The organism is Pantoea sp. EKM101V, from assembly GCF_011800325.1.
Lineage (GTDB): Bacteria > Pseudomonadota > Gammaproteobacteria > Enterobacterales > Enterobacteriaceae > Pantoea > Pantoea anthophila.
Map to the genome: position 1 here is coordinate 24,894 of NZ_JAALFP010000011.1, position 24,693 is coordinate 49,586.

General features: G+C 54.3%; 21 protein-coding genes. 16 read left to right on the plus strand and 5 right to left on the minus strand.

All coding sequences use genetic code 11. The annotated features are described in order from the left end of the window. The first annotated feature begins 50 nt into the window (after positions 1-50). The 8 genes from HFD92_RS16645 (at position 51) to HFD92_RS16680 (ending at position 9,419) form a co-directional block, all read left to right on the plus strand. The gene (locus HFD92_RS16645) at positions 51-1,421 is read left to right on the plus strand and encodes a sucrose-specific PTS transporter subunit IIBC (protein ID WP_046103061.1); all 1,371 of its coding nucleotides are present in this window, start codon (positions 51-53) and stop codon (positions 1,419-1,421) included. Beyond that, positions 1,421-2,830: a sucrose-6-phosphate hydrolase gene (locus HFD92_RS16650; RefSeq protein ID WP_167429293.1), complete on the plus strand. Its 1,410-nt coding sequence runs from the start codon at positions 1,421-1,423 to the stop codon at positions 2,828-2,830. Before HFD92_RS16645 ends, HFD92_RS16650 begins: the two co-directional genes overlap by 1 nt. A gap of 28 nt (positions 2,831-2,858) precedes the next feature. Continuing rightward, the gene (locus HFD92_RS16655) at positions 2,859-3,863 is read left to right on the plus strand and encodes a substrate-binding domain-containing protein (protein WP_167429294.1); all 1,005 of its coding nucleotides are present in this window, start codon (positions 2,859-2,861) and stop codon (positions 3,861-3,863) included. Positions 3,864-4,340: 477 nt separating this feature from the next. Continuing rightward, positions 4,341-5,288, plus strand: coding sequence for a LysR family transcriptional regulator (locus HFD92_RS16660; protein WP_167429295.1), 948 nt, complete (start codon positions 4,341-4,343; stop codon positions 5,286-5,288). Positions 5,289-5,613: 325 nt separating this feature from the next. Beyond that, complete coding sequence (locus HFD92_RS16665) at positions 5,614-6,183, plus strand: HD domain-containing protein (protein ID WP_167429296.1); 570 nt, start codon at positions 5,614-5,616, stop codon at positions 6,181-6,183. A gap of 37 nt (positions 6,184-6,220) precedes the next feature. Then, complete coding sequence (locus tag HFD92_RS16670; protein ID WP_167429373.1) at positions 6,221-6,919, plus strand: RraA family protein; 699 nt, start codon at positions 6,221-6,223, stop codon at positions 6,917-6,919. 26 nt (positions 6,920-6,945) lie between these two features. Continuing rightward, positions 6,946-8,364 (plus strand): DASS family sodium-coupled anion symporter, encoded by a 1,419-nt coding sequence (locus tag HFD92_RS16675; RefSeq protein WP_167429297.1) that lies wholly within the window; start codon positions 6,946-6,948, stop codon positions 8,362-8,364. A 23-nt stretch (positions 8,365-8,387) separates the two neighbouring features. After that, positions 8,388-9,419, plus strand: coding sequence for a hydroxyacid dehydrogenase (locus tag HFD92_RS16680; RefSeq protein WP_167429298.1), 1,032 nt, complete (start codon positions 8,388-8,390; stop codon positions 9,417-9,419). 237 nt (positions 9,420-9,656) lie between these two features. Here the strand turns inward: HFD92_RS16680 and HFD92_RS16685 are convergent, their stop codons facing one another. The 3 genes from HFD92_RS16685 to HFD92_RS16695 all read right to left on the minus strand — a co-directional run bounded on the left by HFD92_RS16685 (position 9,657) and on the right by HFD92_RS16695 (position 12,213). Beyond that, positions 9,657-10,202, minus strand: a complete 546-nt coding sequence (locus HFD92_RS16685) for a chorismate mutase (protein WP_167429299.1) — start codon at positions 10,200-10,202, stop codon at positions 9,657-9,659. Positions 10,203-10,512: 310 nt separating this feature from the next. Next, positions 10,513-11,679, minus strand: coding sequence for a zinc-dependent alcohol dehydrogenase (locus HFD92_RS16690; protein ID WP_046103058.1), 1,167 nt, complete (start codon positions 11,677-11,679; stop codon positions 10,513-10,515). Continuing rightward, positions 11,680-12,213 (minus strand): SRPBCC family protein, encoded by a 534-nt coding sequence (locus HFD92_RS16695; protein ID WP_058958374.1) that lies wholly within the window; start codon positions 12,211-12,213, stop codon positions 11,680-11,682. 231 nt (positions 12,214-12,444) lie between these two features. Here HFD92_RS16695 and HFD92_RS16700 point away from each other — a divergent pair, with 231 nt between their 5' ends. Beyond that, positions 12,445-12,684, plus strand: coding sequence for a hypothetical protein (locus tag HFD92_RS16700; protein WP_167429300.1), 240 nt, complete (start codon positions 12,445-12,447; stop codon positions 12,682-12,684). Positions 12,685-12,686: 2 nt separating this feature from the next. On the opposite strand, the gene HFD92_RS16705 is transcribed toward HFD92_RS16700, so the two are convergent. Then, the gene (locus tag HFD92_RS16705) at positions 12,687-13,598 is read right to left on the minus strand and encodes an N-acetyltransferase (RefSeq protein WP_167429301.1); all 912 of its coding nucleotides are present in this window, start codon (positions 13,596-13,598) and stop codon (positions 12,687-12,689) included. 425 nt (positions 13,599-14,023) lie between these two features. On the opposite strand from HFD92_RS16705, the gene HFD92_RS16710 reads away from it, so the two are divergent. The 7 genes from HFD92_RS16710 (at position 14,024) to HFD92_RS16740 (ending at position 22,858) form a co-directional block, all read left to right on the plus strand. Then, positions 14,024-14,233, plus strand: coding sequence for a hypothetical protein (locus tag HFD92_RS16710; RefSeq protein WP_058958532.1), 210 nt, complete (start codon positions 14,024-14,026; stop codon positions 14,231-14,233). 587 nt (positions 14,234-14,820) lie between these two features. Beyond that, a complete protein-coding gene (locus HFD92_RS16715) occupies positions 14,821-15,774 on the plus strand; it encodes a hydroxyacid dehydrogenase (protein ID WP_167429302.1) in 954 nt (317 codons plus the stop codon). Between the two features lie 10 nt (positions 15,775-15,784). Next, positions 15,785-16,483: an RraA family protein gene (locus tag HFD92_RS16720; protein ID WP_167429303.1), complete on the plus strand. Its 699-nt coding sequence runs from the start codon at positions 15,785-15,787 to the stop codon at positions 16,481-16,483. A gap of 70 nt (positions 16,484-16,553) precedes the next feature. Continuing rightward, positions 16,554-17,951 carry a DASS family sodium-coupled anion symporter gene (locus HFD92_RS16725; protein WP_058957578.1) on the plus strand — a complete coding sequence of 466 codons (1,398 nt, stop codon included), beginning with the start codon at positions 16,554-16,556 and terminating at the stop codon, positions 17,949-17,951. Positions 17,952-17,964: 13 nt separating this feature from the next. Further along, on the plus strand, positions 17,965-19,128 hold the full coding sequence (locus HFD92_RS16730) for a metallo-dependent hydrolase (protein ID WP_167429304.1): 1,164 nt from the start codon (positions 17,965-17,967) through the stop codon (positions 19,126-19,128). A 136-nt stretch (positions 19,129-19,264) separates the two neighbouring features. Next, positions 19,265-21,145: a sigma 54-interacting transcriptional regulator gene (locus HFD92_RS16735; protein ID WP_167429305.1), complete on the plus strand. Its 1,881-nt coding sequence runs from the start codon at positions 19,265-19,267 to the stop codon at positions 21,143-21,145. Positions 21,146-21,277: 132 nt separating this feature from the next. After that, the gene (locus HFD92_RS16740) at positions 21,278-22,858 is read left to right on the plus strand and encodes a diguanylate cyclase (protein WP_167429306.1); all 1,581 of its coding nucleotides are present in this window, start codon (positions 21,278-21,280) and stop codon (positions 22,856-22,858) included. A 24-nt stretch (positions 22,859-22,882) separates the two neighbouring features. On the opposite strand, the gene HFD92_RS16745 is transcribed toward HFD92_RS16740, so the two are convergent. Further along, positions 22,883-24,664 carry a sensor domain-containing phosphodiesterase gene (locus HFD92_RS16745; RefSeq protein WP_167429307.1) on the minus strand — a complete coding sequence of 594 codons (1,782 nt, stop codon included), beginning with the start codon at positions 24,662-24,664 and terminating at the stop codon, positions 22,883-22,885. Positions 24,665-24,693 lie beyond the last annotated feature (29 nt).

Here is a 24,693-nt window from a genome sequence, read left to right on the forward strand (position 1 = left end):
CCGGGGCCGGATAGTCACGCGGATAAAAACATAACAAGACAGAGGTATGTATGGACTATGTGAAGATTTCCCGGGCACTCCTGCCCCTGCTGGGTGGCAAAGCGAATATCGCCAGTGCCGCACACTGCGCTACCCGGCTGAGGCTGGTGCTGGCCGATGATGCGCTGGCGGACACCGCTGCCATTGGCCGGATTGAGGGGGTAAAGGGGTGCTTCCGCAATGCGGGACAGCTTCAGGTGATCTTTGGCACCGGCGTGGTGAACAAGGTGTATGCGGCGTTCATCGCCGAGGCGGGCATCAGCGAATCGAGCAAGTCGGAGGCGGCGGATATTGCGGCCCGTAAGCTCAACCCTTTCCAGCGAATCGCCCGTCTGTTGTCGAACATCTTTGTGCCGATCATTCCGGCCATTGTGGCGTCGGGGCTGCTAATGGGCCTGCTGGGGATGGTCAAAACCTACGGCTGGGTTAACCCGGAGAATGCGCTCTATATCATGCTCGATATGTGCAGCTCGGCGGCTTTTATTATCCTGCCGATCCTGATTGGCTTTACGGCGGCGCGCGAGTTTGGCGGAAACCCCTTTCTCGGCGCGACCCTCGGCGGCATCCTGACGCATCCGGCCCTGACTAACGCCTGGGGGGTGGCGTCGGGTTTTCACACCATGAACTTCTTTGGTTTTGAAGTGGCGATGATCGGCTATCAGGGGACGGTATTCCCGGTGCTGCTGGCCGTGTGGTTTATGAGTATGCTGGAAAAGCAGCTGCGCCGGGTTATTCCGGATGCCCTCGATCTGATCCTGACCCCGTTTCTGACGGTGATTCTGTCCGGCTTCATTGCGCTGCTGATCATCGGTCCGGCCGGCCGTATGCTGGGTGATGGCATCTCCTTTGTGCTCAGCACCCTGATCGCACACGCAGGCTGGCTGGCAGGCCTGGTGTTCGGCGGACTCTATTCCGTGATCGTCATTACCGGTGTGCATCACAGCTTTCACGCTATCGAGGCGGGGCTGCTGGGTAACCCCTCCATCGGGGTAAACTTCCTGCTGCCTGTCTGGGCGATGGCGAATGTCGCTCAGGGCGGTGCCTGCCTGGCGGTGTGGTTTAAAACCCGCGATGCAAAAATCAAAGCGATTTCGCTGCCCTCCGCGTTCTCTGCGCTGCTGGGGATCACGGAAGCCGCGATCTTTGGTATTAACCTGCGCTTTATGAAACCTTTCATTGCCGGCCTGGTCGGGGGCGCGCTGGGGGGAGCCTGGGTGGTTTCGGTGCACGTCTACATGACCGCCGTCGGCCTGACCGGTTTGCCAGGCATGGCCATCGTGCAGGCCGGATCGCTGCTGAACTATATTATCGGTATCGCCATCGCCTTCATTTCGGCGTTTGTGATCTCTTACCTGCTCAAATATAAAACGGACGCGGAATAATGAGCGCATCAACACGTCTGGCCGCCATCCTGCAGGCGGTCATGCAGGGTATGCCCGCGGCGCTCAGCGACCGCCACTATCCCGGCTGGCATCTGGCACCGGTGACCGGGCTGCTCAACGATCCCAATGGCTTTATCCATTTTGACGGACACTATCATCTCTTTTACCAGTGGAATCCGCTGGGGTGTGCGCATCAGCATAAGTGCTGGGGTCACTGGCGCTCAGCGGATCTGCTGCACTGGCAGCATCAGCCCATTGCCCTGATGCCTGATGAGGAGTATGACCGCAGCGGTTGCTACTCCGGCAGCGCAGTGGAGGAGAACGGCGTGCTGACGCTGATCTACACCGGTAACGTCAAATTTGAGGATGGCTCACGCACCGCGTGGCAGTGCCTGGCGCAGCAGAACAGCACGGGGGGATTCGACAAACTCGGCCCGGTCATTGCCGTGCCGGAGGGTTATACCGGCCACGTCCGCGATCCGAAAGTGTGGCGGCACGAAAACCACTGGTACATGGTTCTGGCGGCGCAGACCACGCAGCGGCAGGGCAGGGTGCTGTTACTGCGTTCTGACGATCTGCGCGCGTGGCTCTCTCTCGGCGAAATAGCGGGCAGCGAGCGGGGAGGACTGGGCGCCGCGGGCTACATGTGGGAATGCCCGGATATGTTCACGCTGGGCGACAGCACCTATCTGATCTGCTGTCCGCAGGGCGTGGCGCCGGAAGAAAAACGCTACCTGAACAGCCACGCCTGCGCCTGGCTGAGCGGCTCTCTGGATTACGCGCGGGCTGAATACACCCACGGCCCGCTGAATGAAATGGATGCCGGGTTTGAATTTTATGCGCCGCAGACCACGCTTACTGCGGACGGACGGCGTCTGCTGGTGGGCTGGATGGGCACGCCGGATGGCGAAGAGATGGCCCAGCCGACGGTCGCGCATCGCTGGATCCATCAGATGACCTGCCTGCGTGAACTGAGCTCACGCAACGGGCGGCTCTGTCAGCAGCCGGTTGCCGAACTGCAGGCGCTGCGCGAAGCGGAGCAGCACTATCAGGGTCGCGCTGATGACATGCCACCGATCGCCGCCGCGCGACTGGAGCTGATGCTGGAGAGTCAGGGAGATATCGAACTCAATTTTGCCGATACGCTGATCCTGTCGTGGCAGCAGGATGAACTGCGGCTTGCCCGTCGCAGTCTGGTGTCGGGCGAGTGGATCTTCCGCTACTGGACAGGGGCAGCCCGCCGGTTGCAGATCCTCTGCGACCACTCCAGCGTGGAGATTTTCATCAATGAGGGGGAGGGCGTGATGAGCAGCCGCTATTTTCCGGACACGACGGCGAAGCTCACCCTGCGCGGAGGCGCAGAACTGACGGCCCGCTACTGGTCGTTGCGTCGCTGCATGGTAGAATAACGGCCTGTTCCATCAACCGTGTCCTGCCGTGAGAAAAACCAAACGCGTTACCATCAGTGACATTGCCGGGCTGGCTGGCGTTTCAAAAGCCACTGCCAGCCTGGTGCTTAACGGCCGTGGCGAAGAGTTACGGGTGGCAAAGGAGACGCGTGAGCGGGTTCTGACGCTGGCCCGTGAACATCATTATCAGCCCAGCATCCACGCCCGGATGCTGCATGATGCCCGCAGCCACACGCTGGGGCTGGTGGTGCCGGAGATCACTAACCACGGTTTCGCGGCCTTTTCGCATGCGCTGGAAAATCTCTGCCGGGCAGCCGGTCTCCAGCTGCTGATCTCCTGTACCGATGAAAATGGTGCTCAGGAGAGGGTGGTCGTGAATAACCTGGTTGCCCGTCAGGTTGATGGGCTGATTGTCGCCTCCAGCATGCTGGATGACAGTGACTATGTCAGTCTCAGCGAACAGTTACCGGTACTGCTGTTTGATCGCCACATGAACAACACCGCGCTTCCCTGGGTGATCACCGACTCGGTCACCCCTACCGCCGATCTCGTTGAAAAACTGGCGCGCGCCTGTCCGGAAGAGATCTACTTCCTTGGCGGACAGTCGGCGCTGTCGCCTACCCAGGATCGTCTGACAGGATTCCGGCAGGGGCTGGCGCGCGCGGGGGTGACCCTGCAGCCGGAGTGGATTATTCAGGGTAACTACCATCCCGGCAGCGGCTATGAGATGTTTTCGGCCTTGTGTGACCGGCTGGGACGTCCTCCTAAAGCGATGTTCACCGCCGCCTGTGGTCTGCTGGAAGGGGTGCTGCGCTACATGAGCGAGCATCACCTGCTGACCCGCGATATCCGCATCGCCAGTTTTGACGATCACTATCTGTATGATTCGCTCTCCATTCCGATCGATACGGTAGAGCAGAATGTCCCGGCGCTGGCGCAGGCCTGTTTCTCTATGCTGACCACCCTGATCCGGGGAGACGATCCCTCCGAGAGTCAGCTGGTCTTGCCGGCCACACTGCGGCTGCGTGGTTAACAGATGCGGGTCAGATCCAGCGCCTGAGTTCGCTGTTCTCTGCTTCACAGAGGCATACAACGTCATTTACACCCGCCAGATCATTTTCGCCGTATCGTTATAACGATACGGCGACCTCTTAAGGTGCGTAATGCACTATGCATTCACCCTGAGACTGCGGCACCTGATTAGGGTACAGCCGGTATCGGGTAATGCATAACGAGCCATCGCTCACACGTATTAAAAAAACCATCGCTTCAGCTCAGGTTGTCAGGGGACACAGCGCGCGAGAAAAAATATAATGGCAATCGATAATTCAAAGAAGAAGATGCAAAAAAGTTAACGACGTTTAACCTCATTTACTTGCAAATATAGAATCATTATCTCTTTTAGCAACTTTGAATTTTTTAATCATTATCTTCAGCATTTCAATACACGCAGATTGCTGTAAATCAGGCGAGTAAAACGCGCTGATTACAGGCTTACAGGGAGGTCATAATGAACTTAATCAGCATGCGATACTTTGTTGAGCTGGCTGAAAATTTAAATTTCACCAGGGCTGCACAAAATCTTTCAACCTCTCAGCAAAATCTCAGTGTACACATAAAAAAATTAGAGGATTATTATGATACGATTCTCTTCCACAGAAAACCGCAGATTAAACTCACTCAGGCTGGCAGCGCGCTGTATGATTCTGCGATAAAGATACTGATGGAAAGCGATAATATCTCATCGCGATTAAGCGATATTAAAAATCATCACATTGGCACGTTATATATCGGGGCGACGCCCTACAGAGGAAGTTACTGGCTTCCTATGGTTCTGCCGGACTATATAAAAAAATGGCCCAACATTACGATAAACCTGACAAACGAAAAATCAGCCAGGATGGAACAGATGCTGATGTCCGGAGAACTGGATTTTTTTGTCGGGATAAAACAAGGGGATGATCCCCTGTTAAAAACCATCCCATTGATGAACGACAGGCTCTATCTTGCCGTAAATAAAAATCTGCTGATTGAGCATTTTGGCAGTGACACGGATAATTTTATCGCAGGATGCCAGCAGGGCACGACGCTTGATAAATTCAAAGACTTTCCCTTTATCTGTTTTAAATCGGATTACCGACTGCACAAAATTGTTAACGCATGCTTTGAGGAGGCGGGATTTGAACCGCGGAGAATATTTGAGGTTGACTCCATCGATGTTATGCTTGCCCTGTTTGAATTTGGTGTTTTTTTTCTGACTGAAATAAGAATACCCTCCTTACAGGAGCGCTATCCGGAAGGTGTGTTTCTGCCCGTTCTTCTTCAGAATGACTATGTTTTCAGTCCGCTGAGCATTATTTACCACAAAAACCGCTATCTATCACGCTATGCGCGTGACTTCATCTCCCGGACAACGGCGCTATTTGGTACGCCCGGACCTTTTTCACGGCATCGCTGACGCAACCCGCGTGGTGATAAGCCTTCCAGTAACGGAGTTGACGGTTTTATTATGAACCAGACTCCGGAATTTCTGTGAGGTTAATTGCAAATCTCACCGTTTTAAATTGACGGCTTAAGCGTGATTAACGAAGGCCTTATTGCAGAATAGTTAAATTAATTTTAAATAATGCATAAACAACATTTCCTTGTCGGAAATAAATAAAATATTTTTTCTGTTGGTGCGTATTAAAAAATAGAATGCCCGCAAGGTCATCATATTCACCCGGTTTCCGATAGGGTGAAGGTTCTTCTTTATTATCTGACAGGACTTTGTGAGGCAGGAAATGTGCGAAATCACCATTGAAAAGATAAAAGAGTTTTTCCCTCAGTTAGCAGCAGTCAAAAACAGAAGGCTTGCGGATGCTGCATGTGAAATCTGGGTTGAGGCATTTCGGAACAGTGCATGGGAGAACATTGAAGATGCACAGTTTGCGATCAGAGTACCGGATGTTTCTTTGGTTAAGCACACCGAGAATGTCACGGACAATGTCCTGCTTATTGCCCGGAATATCCATAAAAAATTCGGGTATGAAGTTGACACCGATATTCTGATTGTTTCCGCTGTACTGCATGACGTATGCAAGCTGGAAGAGATGGAGATGGGGGCGGGTGGGCCGGGCACCAGTAAAAAAAGTCAAACGGGTAAGCTTTATCAGCATGGCTTTTTAAGTGGGTATTACACCCATAAATACCGACTTCCGGAAGCAATTACGGCATTGGTCGTCGCGCATTCAGGACAATCTAAAGTTATCCCTCAGGGCATTGAGGGGATGATTTTATTCTATGCAGACATGATGGATGCTGATGTCCATTTTGTTCATGCCGGAACAGATATTTGTCTTACTGAAAAATAAAACGTCAGAAACAGATCATATTAATAAGGAGTCGCTCATGTCAGTGGGTAATCGCGTTTTCACCAGGAGAAAATTGCCGGATCCTGAACTGGTTAAAGCTTTCAGCAAAATTGCAGCTGCAAATGTGGCGGATTGTATGGGCAGATTATGCGGAATGAATCCGCAAATCAGACTGATGTCAAATCCCTCCGGCAGAATTATGTGCGGGGTTGCATTGACGGTCAAAGCCCGAGCGGGTGACAACATGATGCTCCATAAAGCGATGAATATTTCACAACCTGGCGATGTGATTGTGGTTTCCAATGAGGGGGAACGGAGCCGGGCTATCATGGGTGAAATCATGTTTAATTATTTGCAGGGCTTCAAAAAAATAGAGGGGATTGTTATCGATGGCCCGGTCAGAGACATTGATATTCTCTCTCAGGGAACATTACCTCTCTATGCAACCGGAACCACCCCCTCGGGACCTTACAAAGAAGGCCCCGGAGAAGTTAATGTCCCGATTTCCTGTGGCGGTATCATGGTCAATCCTGGCGATATCATCCTGGGTGACAGGGATGGCGTCATCGTCATTCCGAAAGACGACGCTTACTCTGTTCTGGAGAAATCAAAAATATTATCTGAGAAAGATAAAGAAAAAGCCGTCAATTCCGCAGCCGGTACGGTTGATCGTCAATGGGTAGACGATTTAATGGAAAGAAAGAATGTAGAGATTATTGATAATCACTATGAGTAATAAAATAAAACCAGGAAGAACGAAAAATGAAAAGCAAGATAACAAAGCTTGTTCCGGTCGTTATTTTCCCTGCGTTATTCTGGACGCTACCCTGTCCTGACGGACTGGATATTAATACATGGCATATGGCGGGCTTATGCCTTGCGCTGATGTGTGGACTCATTCTGAAGCCATTTTCCGAGCCCATTATCAGCCTGATTATCGTAGGGCTTGGGGCTTTTTTCGTGAAAGATCCCAACGCGCTTTTTTACGGATGGGGACAACAGAACGTCTGGTTTATCCTGGCCGTGTTACTGGCTTGCAGCGCATTCAGGAAAAATGGGCTGGGTAAACGCATGGCCTACATTTTACTTTCTAAATTCGGCAACACCTCCTTTGGCCGTTCGTCGCTTGGCCTGGGCTATGTCATGCTGATATGCGATCTGATATTGAGCCCGGCAACGGGATCTAACACATCACGGTCTGCGATTGTCTTCCCGATTTTCAGGGGCTTATCGGAAGCGCTGGATTCCCATCCCGACAAAAATCCCCGAAAACTGGGCGCATATCTTGAGCTCTTACAGCACGTCGTTACCATGTCAACAGCGGCGCTGTTTTTAACCGGAATGGCATCCAATGCCGTGATTGCATCGACGATAAACAATGTCGTTGGGATTGAGTTAACGTGGGCGCTGTGGTTCAAAGCCGCTCTGGTCCCCGGTTTACTGATCCTTTTTCTCAGCCCGATTGTGGTCTACAAGTTATTCCCACCCGAAATGCGTGACCTGGGAAATATAAAACCCATCGTTCTGCAAAAGATTGCGGAAATGGGCCCCATGAAGCGGGATGAAAAGATCATGTTTGTGCTTTTTATCTGTGCCATTCTGGGATGGAGTATTGGCTATAAGATTGGCATGGGACTCTATATTGTTGCCTTTATCTGGTTAGCGCTGGAGCTGGTGTTTGGATTGTTAAACTGGGATGACCTGATGGCTGAAAAAGGCGCCTGGAACATGTTTACCTGGTTTGGTGCTTTTTACAGTCTGACCGTGGCGCTAAATGATGGCGGATTCTATACCTGGATTGCGTCACAGCTTCAGCTGTATTTGAATCTTAATGCGATTAGCGGCTCTCTGGTTCTGGTGATTCTGGTATTACTCAGTCTGGTCGTGAAGTATTTTTTTGTTTCGAACTCCGCTTATATCGTTTCCATTTATCCAGTGGTGCTGACCTTAGCCAAAGCGACCCAGGTCAATATGATGGCCCTGTCGTTGATGCTGGTCTTCTTTGGCGCATACGGTGCTTTGCTTTGTAATTACGGAAACGGGGCAAGTATTTATTTATACGGGAACGGCTATGTCAGCCAAAAGGACTGGTATACAAAAGGCACGATAATACTCATCCTTATTTCTTTAGTGCTCTTTACTGTCGGTCTTCCCTACTGGAAATTGATAGGCATACTGTAATCTATAAATAACGAGGTTTTATTATGGGCTGGAAAGTGCTTTTGCCACAGGAATTGAAACAGGATGGACGACTTCTGCTTGAACGGCAGGGGCATACGTTAATTGACGGGCGTGGCTTTGAAACCGACGACGTGATTGCAGACATGCAGTTACACCAGCCGGATGCCATCATTGTTCGTGTGACCAAAATGTCTCGCAAAGTGTTTGAGGCGGCAGCACCGAATTTAAAAGTCCTCGTCCGGCATGGTGCCGGGTTTGATGCGGTTGATTTGAAGGCTGCTGATGACTTTGGCGTCAAATGCCTCTATGCGCCTGTTGCGAACAGTACATCCGTTGCGGAGACGGCGTTGTTACTCATGCTTTATATGAGCCGCAATGTCAGCCGTCTTCGTGCAATGCTGCCGGTCGACTACTATGCGGCAAAATTAAAAACGCCGATGACAACCTTAAACGGCAAAACCGTGGGGATCATCGGGTGCGGAAACATAGGCAGCCGGACCGCTAAACGTTGTCTGGCGATGGAAATGAACGTGCTTTGCTACGATCCTTACAAGCCTGCTAAAGATTTTCCCGATGGGGTTGAGGTCGTAAGAGACCTGGAGAGAATTTTTACGGAGAGTGATTACGTCTCACTGCACGCCCCCGATACCTCAGTGACGCATAACATGATTAACAAAGAAAAGTTAGCGATGATGAAACCGGGTGCTTTTCTGATCAATACCGCGCGCGGTGGGTTGGTCAATGAAGACGATCTGGTTGAAGCCTGTAAAAATGGCATCATCGCTGGCGCAGGACTGGATGTCATTGCCCATGAGCCGATGCACCCGGATAACCCTCTGGCGGCACTGGATAATGTGCTCATCACCCCGCACGTGGGAGGCAATACGGCTGAAGCCGCCATCCGGGCTTCTTACATGGCTGCTATGGGGGTTGCCGAGATGTATGAAGGTAAGGCCCCCACCTGGCCCATTCCGGTGATTGATTACCAGACTGCGCGGACTTACGCTGATACAAAAGAGAGTCATAAAACCCCCGCCGGGATGTTTGATTATTAATTCACTCCTGCACTGATAATTGATCCTGGCATTGCTAACACTCTGCATAAGAGCCTGTCGGACAACAGGCTCTTATGCCTGCATTAACGTAAACGCATCCTTTCACGAACAGCCTGTGCCGCTATTCTTCAGAGTGAAAAGTCGCAACAGGGCTGATGCCTGTAACGTTCTCACTTATGACCGGTGACGCATCCTGAGATTCCCCCTTGGGGGCAGAATCTGCGTGACGCCCTCCGCCTAATGCCTGCGCTGAATGCGGGAAAGGGAGGTCACGAGGCTGTTTTTGTCCGCCTCACTGAGGTGGGGGGCCGCGAGCTGCGAAAGCAGCCAGCCCTTGTCGGCGCCAGTCAGGGTGCCTGCCATCAGCCGCTGACTGATCGCCGTCAGTAACTGTGTATCCAGCCGTTGTATCTGCTGCCGGGTCTCTGCCAGATCCGGAACGGCCTGCAGGCTATCCGGCGTGGAAAGCCAGTCAGCCCGATAGCGATACTGAATGGCTTTACTGGCATTCATCAGGGCGTGAATAAAAGGTTCCACCGATTCCGGCTCAAGTCCTTCCTGCTGCGCATTGTGCAGCATGTTCTCCAGTACCACCTGCTCCCGGGGCAGATCCTCCACGGGTAAATGATGCTGCGCTTTATAACCTGCCACGGCTTTCATGACCTGCATACGTTCATTCAGGGCGGTTGAAATGGCCCCGAGTGAGACGGAAGAGACCGACCCGGCGAAAACGTTGCTGCACATAAAGAGTGAGGAGAAAAAAATCGCTACAAACTGCGTCATTTGCCTGCTCCATGAGTGAAAGGTGGCACTAATTTATGCATGAAACGATAACGTAGTGTGATTAATATTTTTACAAAATGTGAATGATGGCGGTACCGGCAGCGTTCAGGCAGGTTATTCATTTAACGTCGTTTTTTGGCTTTCAGGTTCATAAAAAATTCATATGATCCTGCCATCCTGATCGGTCAGCTTCCGCTCTGGTCAGGGGAAACGGGCTGCCATAAAAGGATAATCTGACGTTGAGGTAAGCGCCGGGAATAAACAGAAAAGGGCGGCTCAGCCGCCCGAATCGGTCAGGGGCATCCTGTTCTCAGGGAACAAAGACGGCACGAACACAGCCATCTTCTTTATGCTTAAACATCTCATAGCCGCGCGGCGCTTCTTCCAGCGGAAAGCGATGCGTCGCCATAAACGCCGGGTTGAGTTCATTCTGCGCGACATGTTCCAGCAGCCTGTGCATATAGCGTTGCCCGTGCTGCTGGGCGGTGCGGATGGTCAGACTCTTGTTGATCATCAGCCCCAGCGGAAACTTATCCATCACGCCATACACGCCCAGGATAGCGATGTTGCCGCCTTTGCGGCAGCTATAGAGTGCCTGACGCAGGGCGGCCCCCACATCCGTTTCAAGATGCAGCATCTGTTTCGTCTTGTCGTAGACCTGACTTAAGCCTTCCCCCCTGGCCTCCATGCCGACCGCATCAATACAGCTGTCCGGGCCGCGGCCGCCGGTCAGTTCCAGCAGGGCTTCGTGGATATCGACCGAGGTGTAATCCAGCGCGATGCTGCCTGCAAAGTCCCGCGCCATCGCCAGCCGCTCAGGATAGCGATCGATACCGATGACCTGATGGGCACCCATCAGCCAGGCACTCTGCTGAGCCATCAGGCCGACGCCGCCACAGCCCCAGACCACCACCGTGTCACCCGGATGGATGTTGCAGAAATCGGCACCCATGTAGCCGGTTGGTGTCGCATCGGAGAGGAACAGCGCCTGCTCATCGGTGACACCGTCGGGAACGACAAAGCAGTCATTGTCGGCAAAGGGGACGCGGACATACTCCGCATGCGAGCCCGCATAGCCGCCAAAAGCATGGCTGTAAGCGTAAATCCCGCCGGTCGGATGGCCCAGCGCCGTCTCCCCTTTTTCCCACTGCGGATGTGTGTTGTCACAGCAGGAGGGGAGCTGTTGCTGGCAATACCAGCAGGAGCCGCAGGAGATGAAGGAGGGCACGACCACCCGATCGCCGCGGCGGATATTTTTCACCGCGCTGCCGACCTCGACGACCTCGCCCATAAATTCATGGCCCAGGATATCTCCCTCGCGCATCGTCGGGATCAGACCGTCAATGACGTGGAGATCGGAGCCACAGGTTGTGGTAAGCCTGACCCGTATGATGGCATCGTGAGGGTTAATCAGACCGGGATCGGCCACCGTTTCAACGCTGAGATCGTTGACGCCATTCCAGCAGAGTGCGCGCATCTATTTCTCCTTATCCTTACGGCTGGCATGGCGGCCCGCAGGCTGCCCCTCCAGCGTGGGAATTTCACCGGTTTCAGCCAGGCTCTTGAAGCGATGTAACGCTTTGCTGGCCACCTCTTTCGGCAGCAGATCGAATAACGTGGTCACCTTTTTCCCCAGTGCCCCGCCCGGCGGGGTGAACTGCAGCGTCAGGGCGAGTTCGGTCCCCCATTCACCCGGCGCGGGGCGAAAACGCAGTTCACCTTCGTTAGGAATGTCCGCGCCGTCCAGCGAACGCCAGGCGATGACTTCGCCCGGCTGCGCTTCAACAATCCGGCTTTCCCAGCGGTAATGCCTGCCGAGAGGCCCTTCAACCTGCCAGTGCGCATCGCTTTTATTCACCGGTGTCACGCTGGCGAAGTGGCTCATAATCCGGGGCAGGGTATCCGGCTCAAGCCACAGGGCAAAAAGCTCGGTTGCCGGAAGGCCGATCGTTATCCAGCGCCGGAGCGTGAGGGTATTGTCACTGGTCGTTGTCTCAGATGTGGTTGTCAAAGCGTCCTCCGGGAGTTCTCAGTGGAACGGGATTACAAGATTTGAGTTAAGGACAGTGCGGGGGATTATGCGAGCGAAGCCGCGTCAGTCAGATCAAAGCTGCAAGCTCAGAAAGAGGTTAGGATGCCTGCCGGATAGCCTGTGCAGAGACGCACTCTGGCATTCCGGAACAGAGAGACCTGGCGCCGCCGGGAGGGACATTTACAGCAGCAAAAAGAGGGTGACAGGGCCGTGATTGACCTTTTTTCCACGAACAAAAACGTGGCGGAATATGTGAGAAAGCTGGAGAAACAGGCGGCCAGCCGCTCAGAGGCGAACTGGCATGAAGGACTGAAAAATAGCACCAAAAGCGCGCTGGAAAAAATCAATGCGGCTTATGAGGCTAACCTGATCGGTGCTGAAGAGAGCCTGAGTCTGAAGCAGCGGGTTTACCGGGTGCAGGATACACTGATCGCGCTCGCCTTGTGGTGACCTCAGCAGATCAGACCGCCCGCGCGTAAATCGGTGGGGGTAAAAAACTGATACTTCAGCACGCAGCGCCGTCCGGCATTGCAGGCCGTTCGCAGTGACGGAAGGTTGCCGGGCAGAATCGTGCCGGTCAGCAGCGCGCGCTCGCCATGGTGCAGATGAAGCTGCCGCAGCAAATGCCGCTGAGCGCTCGCGGCAAGCCCCCGGCCCTGACAGGCAGGGATAATGACTTCATCCATAATCTGGAAGCCTTCAATAAATGCCGTTTGCCGGGGCACACAAATAATCAGTCCAGCCATCCTCTCCTGCCAGACAATCAGACGGACGTGCCCGGCAGCGATATCATCCCGTAACTCCTGCCTGCTGGTGGCCTGCAACTGATCGCGAAGATGCGGCAGGGTCTGCCTGCTGACGCGATAGGCGTGATGAATCGCCGCGAGACAGGCGGGATAATCGCGCCGGCTGGCGGTGACCAGAGACAGTTCGCCTGTGACAGGTTCCGGCAGCGAAGCGGGATCGCTGAGGAAAATCAGCTGGTCAGTAAAGCCGATTTCAGCGTGAGTCACAGGCAACAGGACCCGCAGCCTGAGCGGATTCAGCACCTGCCACGCCCGCATGATGGCGTCAGCTGCCGCATAATCCAGCGCGCCATCACGTGCGATGACATCAATGAAGGGCTGAGCCAGGTCTCCTCCCAGATAGCGCGGCCCGGTGAGATAGCGCTGGCCGTTTATCGTCAGTTCCCGCTGCAAAAAGGTGTGCTGGGGCAGGCCGGTTTCGCGCCAGGGAAACGCGGCGGAAAAGTGATGATCGTGGCAGCGATCCTGTTCCCGGGCCAGCCAGCGGGCAAGCCAGGCGCTGAGACACTCCGACGAGACAGGAACAGTACGGTAGAGCGACACCATATAATCCAGCATAAGAGTCCTTATTGCCTGCCGTAAGGGAACGTCTGAGCCGTGCCGGTTCGCAGAGAAGGCTGCTGAGAGTGTAACGATATGCTCTGTTTTTGACCATCCCGACAGCATCGGTGACGCTCTGCCCGAGCGGGCGCGCATCTGAAGCCGGATCGGCAGGCCAAAAAAATGCGCGGATGAGCGTGTTATCTGTGCTGTCGTCAATCGCGACAAGGGGCGTCTGTTCACATCCGGCCCTTTTACGCCTGCATCGTCAAATTAATTGATGTATTAAGGCTTACTTGCCCAAAAAGAGACAACAAAAACCGTTATCCGATCTTTTACGTAAATATTACAGATTCAGATAATCGGCGGGCGGATCCTGCATTATGCTTTAAAGGCTATTCCATAATTATAAAGCGTGCCTTTTTTACACAGCAGGGGGTTCCATGGTTCATATTGATTTATGCACCAAAGAGGGCGTGATGAAAGCTTATGCTTTTCAGACGCCCATGCAGGCGATGAGCCTGGTAGAGAAAATAAAAGATGATGAGTTTCAGTGGTTTAATCTTGAGTGGGACGGGCAGCGTTTTACCTGTCCCTACCATTTTATTAAAAGACTCAGCAGCCGTTCTTATATTAAGTCATTCTGGCGTTAACGTAACCTGATTAATGACGTTATCACGCTCTCGCCAGCCAGTACCGTTCATCTGTATCTGAAAAAATAGTGGGTGGGGCAGAAATAGCCCCATCCAATTTTTTAGTGAAGCGCCGGTCATCATAGCTCAAAAAAGTTGAACGGAATGAAAATTTTTATCTGTCACCTCTGAGAGCAGCCCGGCACGAAAACCCTTTCCTTTTTCATTATTGCAGAAAAAAAAGAGCGCTTTATTTCTTTCCTGTTGTCGGTGCCTGTAAATAACATTAACAGCGTTATATTTCATCCTTTCATTAATCTGATCTACCTTCCTTTAACCAGTCAGAAAAAACAAGAAAGTTTAATTAACCAGCTATTAACGTGGTGGTTATTTCATATTGAAATTTTTTCTTTTCACTCTGCAATGTGCTTATTTTTCCATTGCACAGGGTGAGACTGTTGTCACTCTTTTAAAGCGGCGTGTCAGCTAGCATTAAAATAAAAAAATATTATTTTTCATGTGGTTATTTATTTCCGGTTTTCTGCGCATTTCATTCTGGCATGACCTCTGCAACAGCCGGGGAAAGAAACCACAAGGGAGTACCTTAAATGAGCTATAAAATTCTGCTTCCGCAGGAGATCATGAAGGAAGGGCGGGACTATCTGGAGAGTCGTGGCTACGAACTCATTACCGGTTCCGGCATGGAAGAGGAGGATATCATCCGCGATATCCCTGACTGTGACGGAATTATTGTTCGGCTTTCAAAAATGTCTGAGCGCGTATTTGCCGCAGCAAAAAAATTAAAAGTGGTTGCACGCCATGGCGCTGGCTATGACACCGTTGACTTAGAGGCGGCAAAACGCCACGGCGTCACGGTGCTTAATGCGCCTGTCGCCAACAGTATGTCCGTGGCTGAACTGGCGCTTTTTTTCATGCTGCACTGCTCACGTAACTTCCGTCTCGTCGAAGAGAAGATGCTGGAAGATTATTATTGGGCAAAACTGCGCACGCCAAAAGTTGAGCTGGACGGGAAAACCCTCGGCCTTATCGGCGTCGGCAATATTGGTTCACGCGTCGCCACGAAGGCGCTGCATGGCTTCAACATGAAAGTCATTGCTTTTGACCCCTACAAAACAGCTGCTCAGGTGCCGGACGGTGTTGAGTTAACTCAGGATTTTGACCGGATTTTCCGGGAGAGTGATTTTGTTTCGCTGCACTGCCCGGCGACAGAAGAGACCTTTGACTTTGTCGGTGAAAAGCAGTTTTCACTGATGAAGCCAGAGGCTTACTTCATCAATACCGCACGCGGCAAGCTGGTCGATGAAAAAGCGCTGTATCACGCCCTGTCGACCTCTCAGATTGCCGGAGCCGGGCTGGATGTCCTGAAGAAAGAGCCGTTCGATCCCGCCGATCCCATTTTTGCACTGAGTAACGTCGTAATTGCCCCCCATATTGGTGCCGCCACGAAAGAGGCCACGGACCGTGCCTCGCTGCATTCCGCCATCGGCATTGATGAAGTGTTATCGGGCAAAAAACCATCCTGGCCGGTGCCGGGCTTTTAAGGAGAAGCGTATGTCTATTGGTAACCGTATTTTCACACAGCGCCCCGCTTTTGACGTGGCGTTACTCGAAGCCTATCAGCAGCTGCCTGTGGCCAACATTGCTGACACCATGAACCGGATTGCTGTACTCGGTAACGGCATCAGGCGCATCTCTTCACCGGCCAGACCTGTCATGGCGGGCTATGCCATTACCGTGAAGGCGCGCGCCGGTGACAATCTGATGCTGCATGCGGCGCTGGATATGGCAACAGAAAACGATGTCATTGTGGTCTCTAACGAAGGCGATCGGTCCCGTGCGCTGATGGGAGAGATCATGATCGCTTACGCTCACTACGATCGCAAAATTGCCGGCATCGTGCTGGATGGGCCTGTCCGGGATATTGATGCCCTCTCGGTACTCGATTTCCCCATTTTCGCCACGGGTTCAAACCCCGCCGGTCCGTTTAAAGAGGGACCGGGAGAGGTCAATACCCCCATTGCCGTCGGCGGTGTCGCGGTGTGTCCGGGGGATTTGATCGTGGGCGATGCGGACGGGGTGATAGTCGTCCCGCTGAACGATGCCGCGGCGCTGCTCGAAAAAGCGACGGAATACGCCAGTTTTGACGCCGGTAAAGTTGCCGCAGCGAAGCGTGGCACCGCGAACCGCGCATGGGTCAGAAAAGCATTAGATGAAAAAGGCGTTGAGTTCATCGACGACGTTTACCGCTAATTCTTAAAAATAATGAAAAGCCGCGTCCCGGCGTCCCGGCGCGCGGCTGCTAAGCAGAGGTAATATCATCATGCTTTATCTGAAGCTCTTACCCATTCTTTTTTTCCCCGTTCTGTTCTGGATGATCCCGCCCCCGGAAAGCCTCTCCGCCCAGACATGGCACTTAGTCGGCATCTATCTGGCGATGCTGTGCGGTCTGGTTCTGCGTCCGTTCACCGACGCCGTGATTATGCTGATTATTCTGGGCTTCGCGTCACTGTTCATTGCGCCTGGCCCGCTGTTTGCCGGATTTGGCAGCCCGATGGTCTGGTTTATCATCAGTGCCTTTATCATCTGCAAAGCCTTCGTGATCACCGGCTTAGGTAAACGTATTGCTTACCTGCTGCTTCAGCGCTATGGCAAAAATACGCTGACACTGGGTTACCTGATGATGGTAACCGACACGGTGCTGGCACCGGCCACAGGCTCAAACATGTCGCGTTCCGGCGGCATCACCTATCCCATTTTCCGCAACATCGCCGAAGCACTGGGATCAACGCCCGATAAGGGCAGTCGCAGGATTGGCGCTTATCTCACGATTCTGATGTATGTCGTCTCGATGGGCACCTCCAGCCTGTTCCTGACCGGGATGGCAACCAACTCGATTACCGTCTCGCTGGCGAATGAGATCATGAATGTGAATCTCAGCTGGATGGTCTGGTTCAAGGCTGCCATCCTGCCGGCGGGCCTGGTGCTGCTGGCGGCCCCCTGGATCCTCTATAAACTCTATGCGCCTGAACTGAAGAGCATCGATAACGTCAATGACATTGCCGTTCAGGGATTGCACGAGCTGGGCCCGGTAAAGCGTGAAGAGAAACTGCTGATGGTCTTCTTTGTGCTGGGTATTCTCGGCTGGATGACCGGCTCTTTAACGGGGATCCCCTTCATTCCGGTGGGGCTGGCATTCCTGGCCTGTCTGCTGCTGTTCGGCGTACTGAACTGGAACGATGTAGCCAGTGAAAAATCGGCCTGGCAGACCTTTGTCTGGTACGGTGCGTTTTACGGTTGTGCGGTCGCGCTCTCCAAAGGCGGTTTCTATGTCTTTCTGGTCGACGTTATCAAAAACTATCTGGACCTGTCGCAACTCAGCGAAATCAGTGCCCTTGGCGTACTGGTTTTTATCAGCCTCGCGGTGCGTTACTTCTTCGTTTCTAACAGTGCCTTTGTGGTCTCTTTCTATCCGGTGTTATTCACGCTGGGCATGACCACGCAGGCCCACCCGATGTACATCGCACTGTCACTGGCCTTCTCTGCCGGGTATGGCGCACTCCTGACCCATTACGGCAACGGCGCGGGTGTCTTCACCTTCTCAAGTGGATATGTCCCGCAAAAAACCTTCTGGTTACTGGGTAGCGCCATGGTGCTGGTCAACGTGCTGGTCTTTTTCCTGATAGGGATCCCCTACTGGAAAATGATCGGTATTGGATAAAGGAAAAAGCAAAATGAAACTGGATATTCTGATTAAAAATGGCCGGGTAGTGGACCCGGAACGCGCCATCTTCCTTGACCAGAGCGTTGGGGTGGCAGGCAACCGTATCGTCGATCTGCAGTCGGTTGACAACCCGGAGGCGGAAACCGTTATCGACGCGGCGGGCTGCCTGGTGCTGCCGGGCCTGATTGACTTTCATGCCCACGTTTTTCATGGGGGCACAGCTATCAGCGTTAATCCCGATGTGATCGGCCTGCCCAATGGCGTGACCGGGGTTGTGGATGCGGGCAGCAGCGGCTGGGTGAACTACGGGCTGTTCCGTAACAGCGTCATCAACACGGCGCAGACGCGGATAAAAAGCTATCTGAACGTCGTCAATGTCGGCCTCTCCACGCTGGGCGGTGGGCCGACCGGGTATCTGGAAAATACTAACCCGGCCAACTTCAACGTGGAAAAGATTGCCCGGACGGTGAATGAACATCGCGACAATATTCTCGGTCTGAAGCTGCGTTACAGCCAGGATATCGCCAGAGGTCGTCACTTCAGTGGCGATCCCTTCTTCGCCACCGTGGAACTGGCCCGTCAGCTGAACACCGGGCTGTGCGTGCATGTGACAGATTCGCGTCTGCCCGCCGATGAACTGATTACGCATTTCCAGGCTGATGATATCTTCGCGCACTGTTTCCACGGCACCGGCCATGCCATCCTGCAGGACAACGGCGACCTCTTTCCGGACATCAAAGCAGCCAGGGATCGCGGCGTCATTTTCGACTGTTCGAATGGTGTGGCGCACTTCGACTTTGCCGTGGCGCGGAAGGCGATGGAGCAGGGGTTCAACCCGGACATCATCAGCACCGATCTGACCCTGCGAAATAGCCTGCGTACCGATAAGGTCTTCAGTCTGCCCTTTATCATGTCCAAGTATCTGAACATGGGGATGTCACTGTTCGATGTGGTGCGCGCCGTCACCACCACGCCTGCACGCCTGATGAAGATGCAGGGCGAGGCAGGCACGCTGGCTTCCGGCGCCTTTGCCGATATCGCTATCGTGAAACTGCGGCAGGAGAAAGTGGTGTTTGAAGACACCCGGGGTGAACGCTTAACGGGCGATCACTATCTCGACAACTGTGCGACCATCAGCAATGGACAGATTGTCTATCGTCGCCAGCGTTTCTGATTGAGAATCCCGCCCATAAAAATCTGCCTGCGTATGATCCTCCGCAGGCATTGTTCGTTTCGTCACGCGGCATCGGTTGCTGTCAGCGTGACGAAAGTTGCCGCTTTTCCGGTAAAACGATGGCGCAGAATGGCCTATGAAAAACAACGAAATTGCGATCCTCTCGGTGTCACAAACCATCACGCAACGCATCTCGAATGTCCTGCTTGAGAAAAAAATCGATATTCCGGTTTACGAATATCGCTATTTTGACGTGGTTGAAAAAGCGCAGCAGCTGATTCAGGGAGGAACCCGCATCCTCATCAGCCGGGGTGGCACCGCGGCACTGCTTCGGAATAACGTGGCGGTTCCGGTCATTGAAATCGCCCACGACCTGCACGGCATATTTCGTATCCTGATGGAAGCGCGCAAGAAGTCACAAAAAATCGCCGCCGTCGGGTTTCCGCAGTTCTGCCATGTTCTTCGTCATTACCAGAACATGACGCATGAAGAGTTCAAAATCTGTCAGGTCTACAACCACTATGACATTGATAACGTCGTCAAAAATCTGGCAGATAACGATTATGATCTGGTGATTGGCGGCCTGACCGTCGCGGAAATGGCCAGAAAGTACGAACTGAAGGTCATCATGGGGGATACCGATAATATCGCGATCGAGCAGGCTCTCGATGTCGCGGCGAGCACGCTGAAATATATCAACAGGGAGAGCACGAAGCTGGCGATGGCCTGGTCAGCCCTCAATCAGTCGCGGGAAGGGATCCTGTGGCTGGATCAGTCCGGTGAAGTCATCAATATTAACGCCCGAGGTTTTTCGCTTTTTCCCTGCCGGATCGGGGATAAGATTTTAAAAAACGACGCGTTTAAAACGCTGTTCAGCTGCATCATCAATGAGCGGGATATCACCGACGAGGTACATGAGATCAAGGGCGACGCCCTCCGGCTGACGGTGAAACATATCCCCGGTCAGCAAAATTTTTATACCCTCATCACCGCCGTCAGAGCGGGACAGCACGAGGGATGCGCTCCGGTTCCGGCGAGAAAGCCTGCAGGCAGCAGCTTCACCACGGTTTACACCTTTTCGGACATCGTGGGCCGCTCGCCTGAGATGCTGTCTGTGATTGAGCAGGCCAGACTTTATGCGGCTCACGATCTGCCGGTGAATATTCTCGGGGAGACGGGCACGGGTAAAGAGCTGTTTGCCCAGAGTATTCATCACGCCAGTGCACGCAGCGCGGGGCCTTTTATTGCCCTTAACTGCGCGGCAATCCCGGAGTCCCTGCTGGAAAGTGAACTGTTCGGCTACGCTGAGGGTGCGTTTACTAATGCAAGGCGGGGCGGCAAACCCGGTATTTTTGAAATGGCGATGAACGGCACGGTGTTTATCGACGAAATCAGCGAAGCCCCGCCCGCCGTGCAGATCAAATTGCTGCGGATTCTGCAGGAAAAACGGTTCAGCCGGGTAGGAGGCGAGGGGCTCATCACCGCCAGTTTCCGCCTGATCACCGCCAGTAACAAAGACCTGGGGCAGATGGTGGCCGCAGGACAGTTCCGCCAGGATCTCTTTTACCGCATCAATATTCTGGAGCTGCGGCTGCCGGCGCTTAGAGCGCGCCGGGGCGACATTATGCTGATTGTCGACGCGCTGCTGGCCAGCCAGAACCGGACGCTGACGTTTAGCGACGAAGCGGTTGCCCTGCTCAATAATGCGGCGTGGCCGGGCAATATCCGTGAGCTGAAAGCCGCTATCCTGCGGCTGGTGGTGCTGCATAAGAGCAGCACAGTCGATGCCGATGCATTGCAGTCACTCTGCCACCTTTCTTCAGCTGCGGATGAGCATGAAGCGCCACCCTGCACGCTCAGTGACGAGGTGAATTTACTGGAGAAGCAGGAGAGAAAACTGATCGCGTCGGTGATCAACAGGACCGGTGGCGATCGCGCCCGGGCCGCCGTGATGCTGGGCATCAGTCCCACCACCCTGTGGCGAAAGATGAAGCGATATGGACTGAACCCTGGCTGACCGGCGTGCGCTGTCGGGCAGCGCCGGAACGGTAATTATCCGGAAGGAGAGGTAAATCTTCTTCTTTTCTCCCCTTCAGCCGTGCCATCAACGGTTACACTAAAGGGATACTTAATCCGGATTCCGACTGCAATGCCCCACGAAAAAATACGTCTTCGCTCCCTGCTGACGCTGCTTTCTATTGGCGGCGTCATCCTGACCTCCGGTCTGCTGCTGGGTGCGCTGCTGCTGTTTCAGAAGGCCAATATTGAAGACAGCCTGCTTGAGGGGAATATTGCCTATGCCCGCAAACTGGCGGATACCACCGATCGTTATCTGGCGACAGCGCAGCGCGAACTGGCGTGGAGTGCGTCGCAGATCAGGGACCTCGGCGATCTGACGCAGCTGAAAAGCGAAACCGATCGCCTGCGGATGCAGTCGGGCTTTTTCAATTCGGTCGTGGTGGTGAATCATGACGCTATCATTGCCGCAACTTCACCGGAAAGTCTGAAACTGGTTGGCGTAAAACTCCACTCAGCGGCCAGCCTGCAGGCGATTTCCACCAAAAAGCCCTTTATCTCCGCGCCGTTCACCTCTGCCGCCGGTAACTATGTGCTGTTTTTATCCCAGCCGCTGTTCAGCGCCGATGGCCGCTACCTGGGCTACATTGGCGGCACGATCTATCTCAAAAAACAGAGCATGCTGAGCGACATCCTGAGCCAGCATTTCTATACCAAAGGCTCTACGGTAAGCGTGGTCAGCAATGACGGTCTGATCATCTTCAGTCACGACCCGGCGCAGGTCGGCACGAAAATGCAGCTGAGCCCGGCGCTGCAGAAGCGGCTTGAAGATACGGAGAGCGGGCACTTCACGCTGGAAAACGACGGTCAGCACTATCTGATTGGCTATGGTTCGCTGCATAAAACCGGCTGGAACGTGTTTATTACCGGCACCTCGGAAACGGTCAGGCATCTTCTGATGCGCACGGCGGAAAACGCTATCTGGTTCACGCTGGGTATTATCGTGCTGACCACGACGATGATTACTATTCTGGCAGGGCGTATCGCCTCTCCGCTTGAGAAACTGGCAGACAGAGTCCGCACTGGCGGCAGCGAAGCGCAGGCGGAATCCCTCTCCTCGGTCAAAACCTGGTATTACGAAGCCGACCGGCTCCGGGAAGCGGTGCAGGAGCATCGTCATGCCGTCGCCGGACATCTGGCGGCGCTGAACGATGAAGCGATGACTGATCCCCTGACCGGACTCTGCAACCGGCGCGGATTCTCGGCGCTGGCGGCGCAGAGTGACAACGACCATGAACAGTGCGTGATCGCCATCGATATCGACCATTTCAAAAAGATCAATGACTGGTACGGACACGATGCGGGTGATGCGGTGCTGGTAAGTCTGGCGGCGCTGCTGCGTCAGGCCAGCCGCACGGGGGATATTGTCAGCCGGTTTGGCGGAGAAGAGTTTATTCTGCTGCTGCCGGAGACGTCGCTACCGGACGCCGCCCGCACGGCGGAACGTATCCGTGAGAGCGTCAGCGCTACCCTGTTTCCGTTTGTCGGGACGATGACGATATCCGCAGGCGTCGCGTCGCGGGATCACAACAGCGAACGCGAAGCGCTGTTGCGGCGTGCGGATGAAGCGCTCTATGAGGCAAAAGGCGCCGGACGCAATACCGTCGTGATTGCCGGCTCGGCGGGGTTCAGCGTGTTTGATCCGGCCCGGTAGAGGGCTGACGCTGGCGCAACCGGCTCAGCATTTGCTGCGGAGTCGCCAGCCGAGCCACTCATCCAGCGCCGCTTCCGCCAGTGGCCGGGAATAGAAAAATCCCTGCGCCTGATCGCAGCCAAATTCGGTCAGCGTGTTGACCGTTTCCGCATTCTCCACGCCTTCGGCCAGCACCGTATAATCGAGATCTTTCAGCATCGCAATAATACTGCGGGCAATAACCCGCGAGCCGGTATCACTGGCGATTTCACTGATCAGGGAACGGTCCAGCTTGATCACGTCCAGTGGCATACGTCGCAGGTAGCTGATGTTGCTGTAGCCGGTACCAAAGTCATCCAGAGAGATCCCAAATCCGCGCAGTTTCAGCATCTCTAGCCCCTGCATCGCGGCCGGGCTCTCCAGAATCCGCTCTGTCTCCAGACACTCGATGCCCAGCAGTGAAACCGGCAGCTTTGCCTTGATCATCTGCTCTTCAAGCTCGTCGGCAAACCCGCTGCGGGAGAAATCGCTGCTGCTGACGTTGATGGTGACGGGCAGCTGAATATAGCTGTCACGCAGCCGGGTAAGGCGGGTGATGGCCTGCTCTGTCACCCAGCGGGTCAGCTCGCTGAGCAGTTCAGTCTGTCCGGCAAAAGGCAGAAACTCTGCCGGAGAAAGCTCGCCGCGCTGCGGATGCCGCCAGCGGATCAGCGCTTCCAGCCCAATCGGCTTTCCGCTATGCAGACAGATTTTCGGCTGATACGCGAGCCACAATCCTCTGTTTTCCCGTATCGCCAGGGCCAGATCGTGCATCAGCGTAAAATCCTGAGTATGCCGTGTGTCGGTGGCTTCACTGAAACACATCGACGCGACATCCCGGGCGATCGCTTCATGAAGGGCGCTGACGGCGCGGCGCAGGATCTCCTGCGCGGGCATCTCACCGGTGATGAAACTGGCCTCACCGGTATGCGTCATCAGCGCGACAGACAGCCCGTCGCCCAGATCCGCGCTGATGCCCGTCAGCTGCTCCGCCACCCATCCGGCACTCAGCCGGCTCTCCTGGCGGGTTAACAGGGCAAAACGCCCGGTGGCCACAGTATAGAGTATCTCGCCCGGCGCCGGGCGCAGGCGCAGAGGCAGCAGCGTGGCGACATCTTTCAGCAGGCTTTCAACCGGCCCCATCCCCATCGAACGCGCCAGCTCGTAGGCGCGCGGCATATCAATGCAGTCAATCAGGACCAGTCGCCGTGGCGTCCGATCACCCGAGGCGGCCAGAAACTGGAGGTCGCGGATAAGCCGCTGACGGTTAGGCAATCCGGTGACGGGATCGGCAAAACCTGCCGAATACCAGGCTTCCAGGAATGACATGACCAGGGTGGCCAGCATCGTGAGCATGGTGACCTGAGCCGGACTGAAAGGGTGGGGCGTGGTGTCGGTGACACACAGGGTGCCCAGAATCATGCCCGTGCTGTTTTTCAGCGGCGTACCGGCATAGAAGCGGATAAAGGGTGCGCCGATGATCAAGGGGTGCGTCGCAAACCGTTCATCCAGCAGGGTATCCGGGATCACCACAGTGCTGTCGCTGTCGACCGCATACCGGCAGAGCGAATCTTCGCGGCTGGACCGCGTAAGGGTAAAATTATGCGCGGCCATCACATGCTGCAGCTCATCATCCAGCACGGAGATAAAACTGCCAGGAATGCTGAGCGCCTGACTGGCCAGCCGGACAAACTGACGCAGCACTTCATCACGACTTTCGTCGGGATTGCGCAACGCGCGCAGGGTTCGCGTGCGACCATCATCGCCGCCGCTGAGACTTATGAACATGAATTCCTCCGCCCCGGCTGGTTACGGAG

Bases quoted from the DNA above. Each gene is read 5' to 3' on its own strand.
- HFD92_RS16710 (WP_058958532.1), top strand. From the start codon at position 14,024: ATGGTTCATATTGATTTATGCACCAAAGAGGGCGTGATGAAAGCTTAT.
- HFD92_RS16735 (WP_167429305.1), top strand. From the start codon at position 19,265: ATGAAAAACAACGAAATTGCGATCCTCTCGGTGTCACAAACCATCACG.
- HFD92_RS16690 (WP_046103058.1), bottom strand. From the start codon at position 11,679: ATGCGCGCACTCTGCTGGAATGGCGTCAACGATCTCAGCGTTGAAACG.
- HFD92_RS16650 (WP_167429293.1), top strand. From the start codon at position 1,421: ATGAGCGCATCAACACGTCTGGCCGCCATCCTGCAGGCGGTCATGCAG.
- HFD92_RS16660 (WP_167429295.1), top strand. From the start codon at position 4,341: ATGAACTTAATCAGCATGCGATACTTTGTTGAGCTGGCTGAAAATTTA.
- HFD92_RS16685 (WP_167429299.1), bottom strand. From the start codon at position 10,202: ATGACGCAGTTTGTAGCGATTTTTTTCTCCTCACTCTTTATGTGCAGC.
- HFD92_RS16725 (WP_058957578.1), top strand. From the start codon at position 16,554: ATGCTTTATCTGAAGCTCTTACCCATTCTTTTTTTCCCCGTTCTGTTC.
- HFD92_RS16675 (WP_167429297.1), top strand. From the start codon at position 6,946: ATGAAAAGCAAGATAACAAAGCTTGTTCCGGTCGTTATTTTCCCTGCG.
- HFD92_RS16720 (WP_167429303.1), top strand. From the start codon at position 15,785: ATGTCTATTGGTAACCGTATTTTCACACAGCGCCCCGCTTTTGACGTG.
- HFD92_RS16645 (WP_046103061.1), top strand. From the start codon at position 51: ATGGACTATGTGAAGATTTCCCGGGCACTCCTGCCCCTGCTGGGTGGC.
- HFD92_RS16730 (WP_167429304.1), top strand. From the start codon at position 17,965: ATGAAACTGGATATTCTGATTAAAAATGGCCGGGTAGTGGACCCGGAA.
- HFD92_RS16740 (WP_167429306.1), top strand. From the start codon at position 21,278: ATGCCCCACGAAAAAATACGTCTTCGCTCCCTGCTGACGCTGCTTTCT.
- HFD92_RS16680 (WP_167429298.1), top strand. From the start codon at position 8,388: ATGGGCTGGAAAGTGCTTTTGCCACAGGAATTGAAACAGGATGGACGA.
- HFD92_RS16715 (WP_167429302.1), top strand. From the start codon at position 14,821: ATGAGCTATAAAATTCTGCTTCCGCAGGAGATCATGAAGGAAGGGCGG.
- HFD92_RS16705 (WP_167429301.1), bottom strand. From the start codon at position 13,598: ATGCTGGATTATATGGTGTCGCTCTACCGTACTGTTCCTGTCTCGTCG.
- HFD92_RS16745 (WP_167429307.1), bottom strand. From the start codon at position 24,664: ATGTTCATAAGTCTCAGCGGCGGCGATGATGGTCGCACGCGAACCCTG.
- HFD92_RS16665 (WP_167429296.1), top strand. From the start codon at position 5,614: ATGTGCGAAATCACCATTGAAAAGATAAAAGAGTTTTTCCCTCAGTTA.
- HFD92_RS16670 (WP_167429373.1), top strand. From the start codon at position 6,221: ATGTCAGTGGGTAATCGCGTTTTCACCAGGAGAAAATTGCCGGATCCT.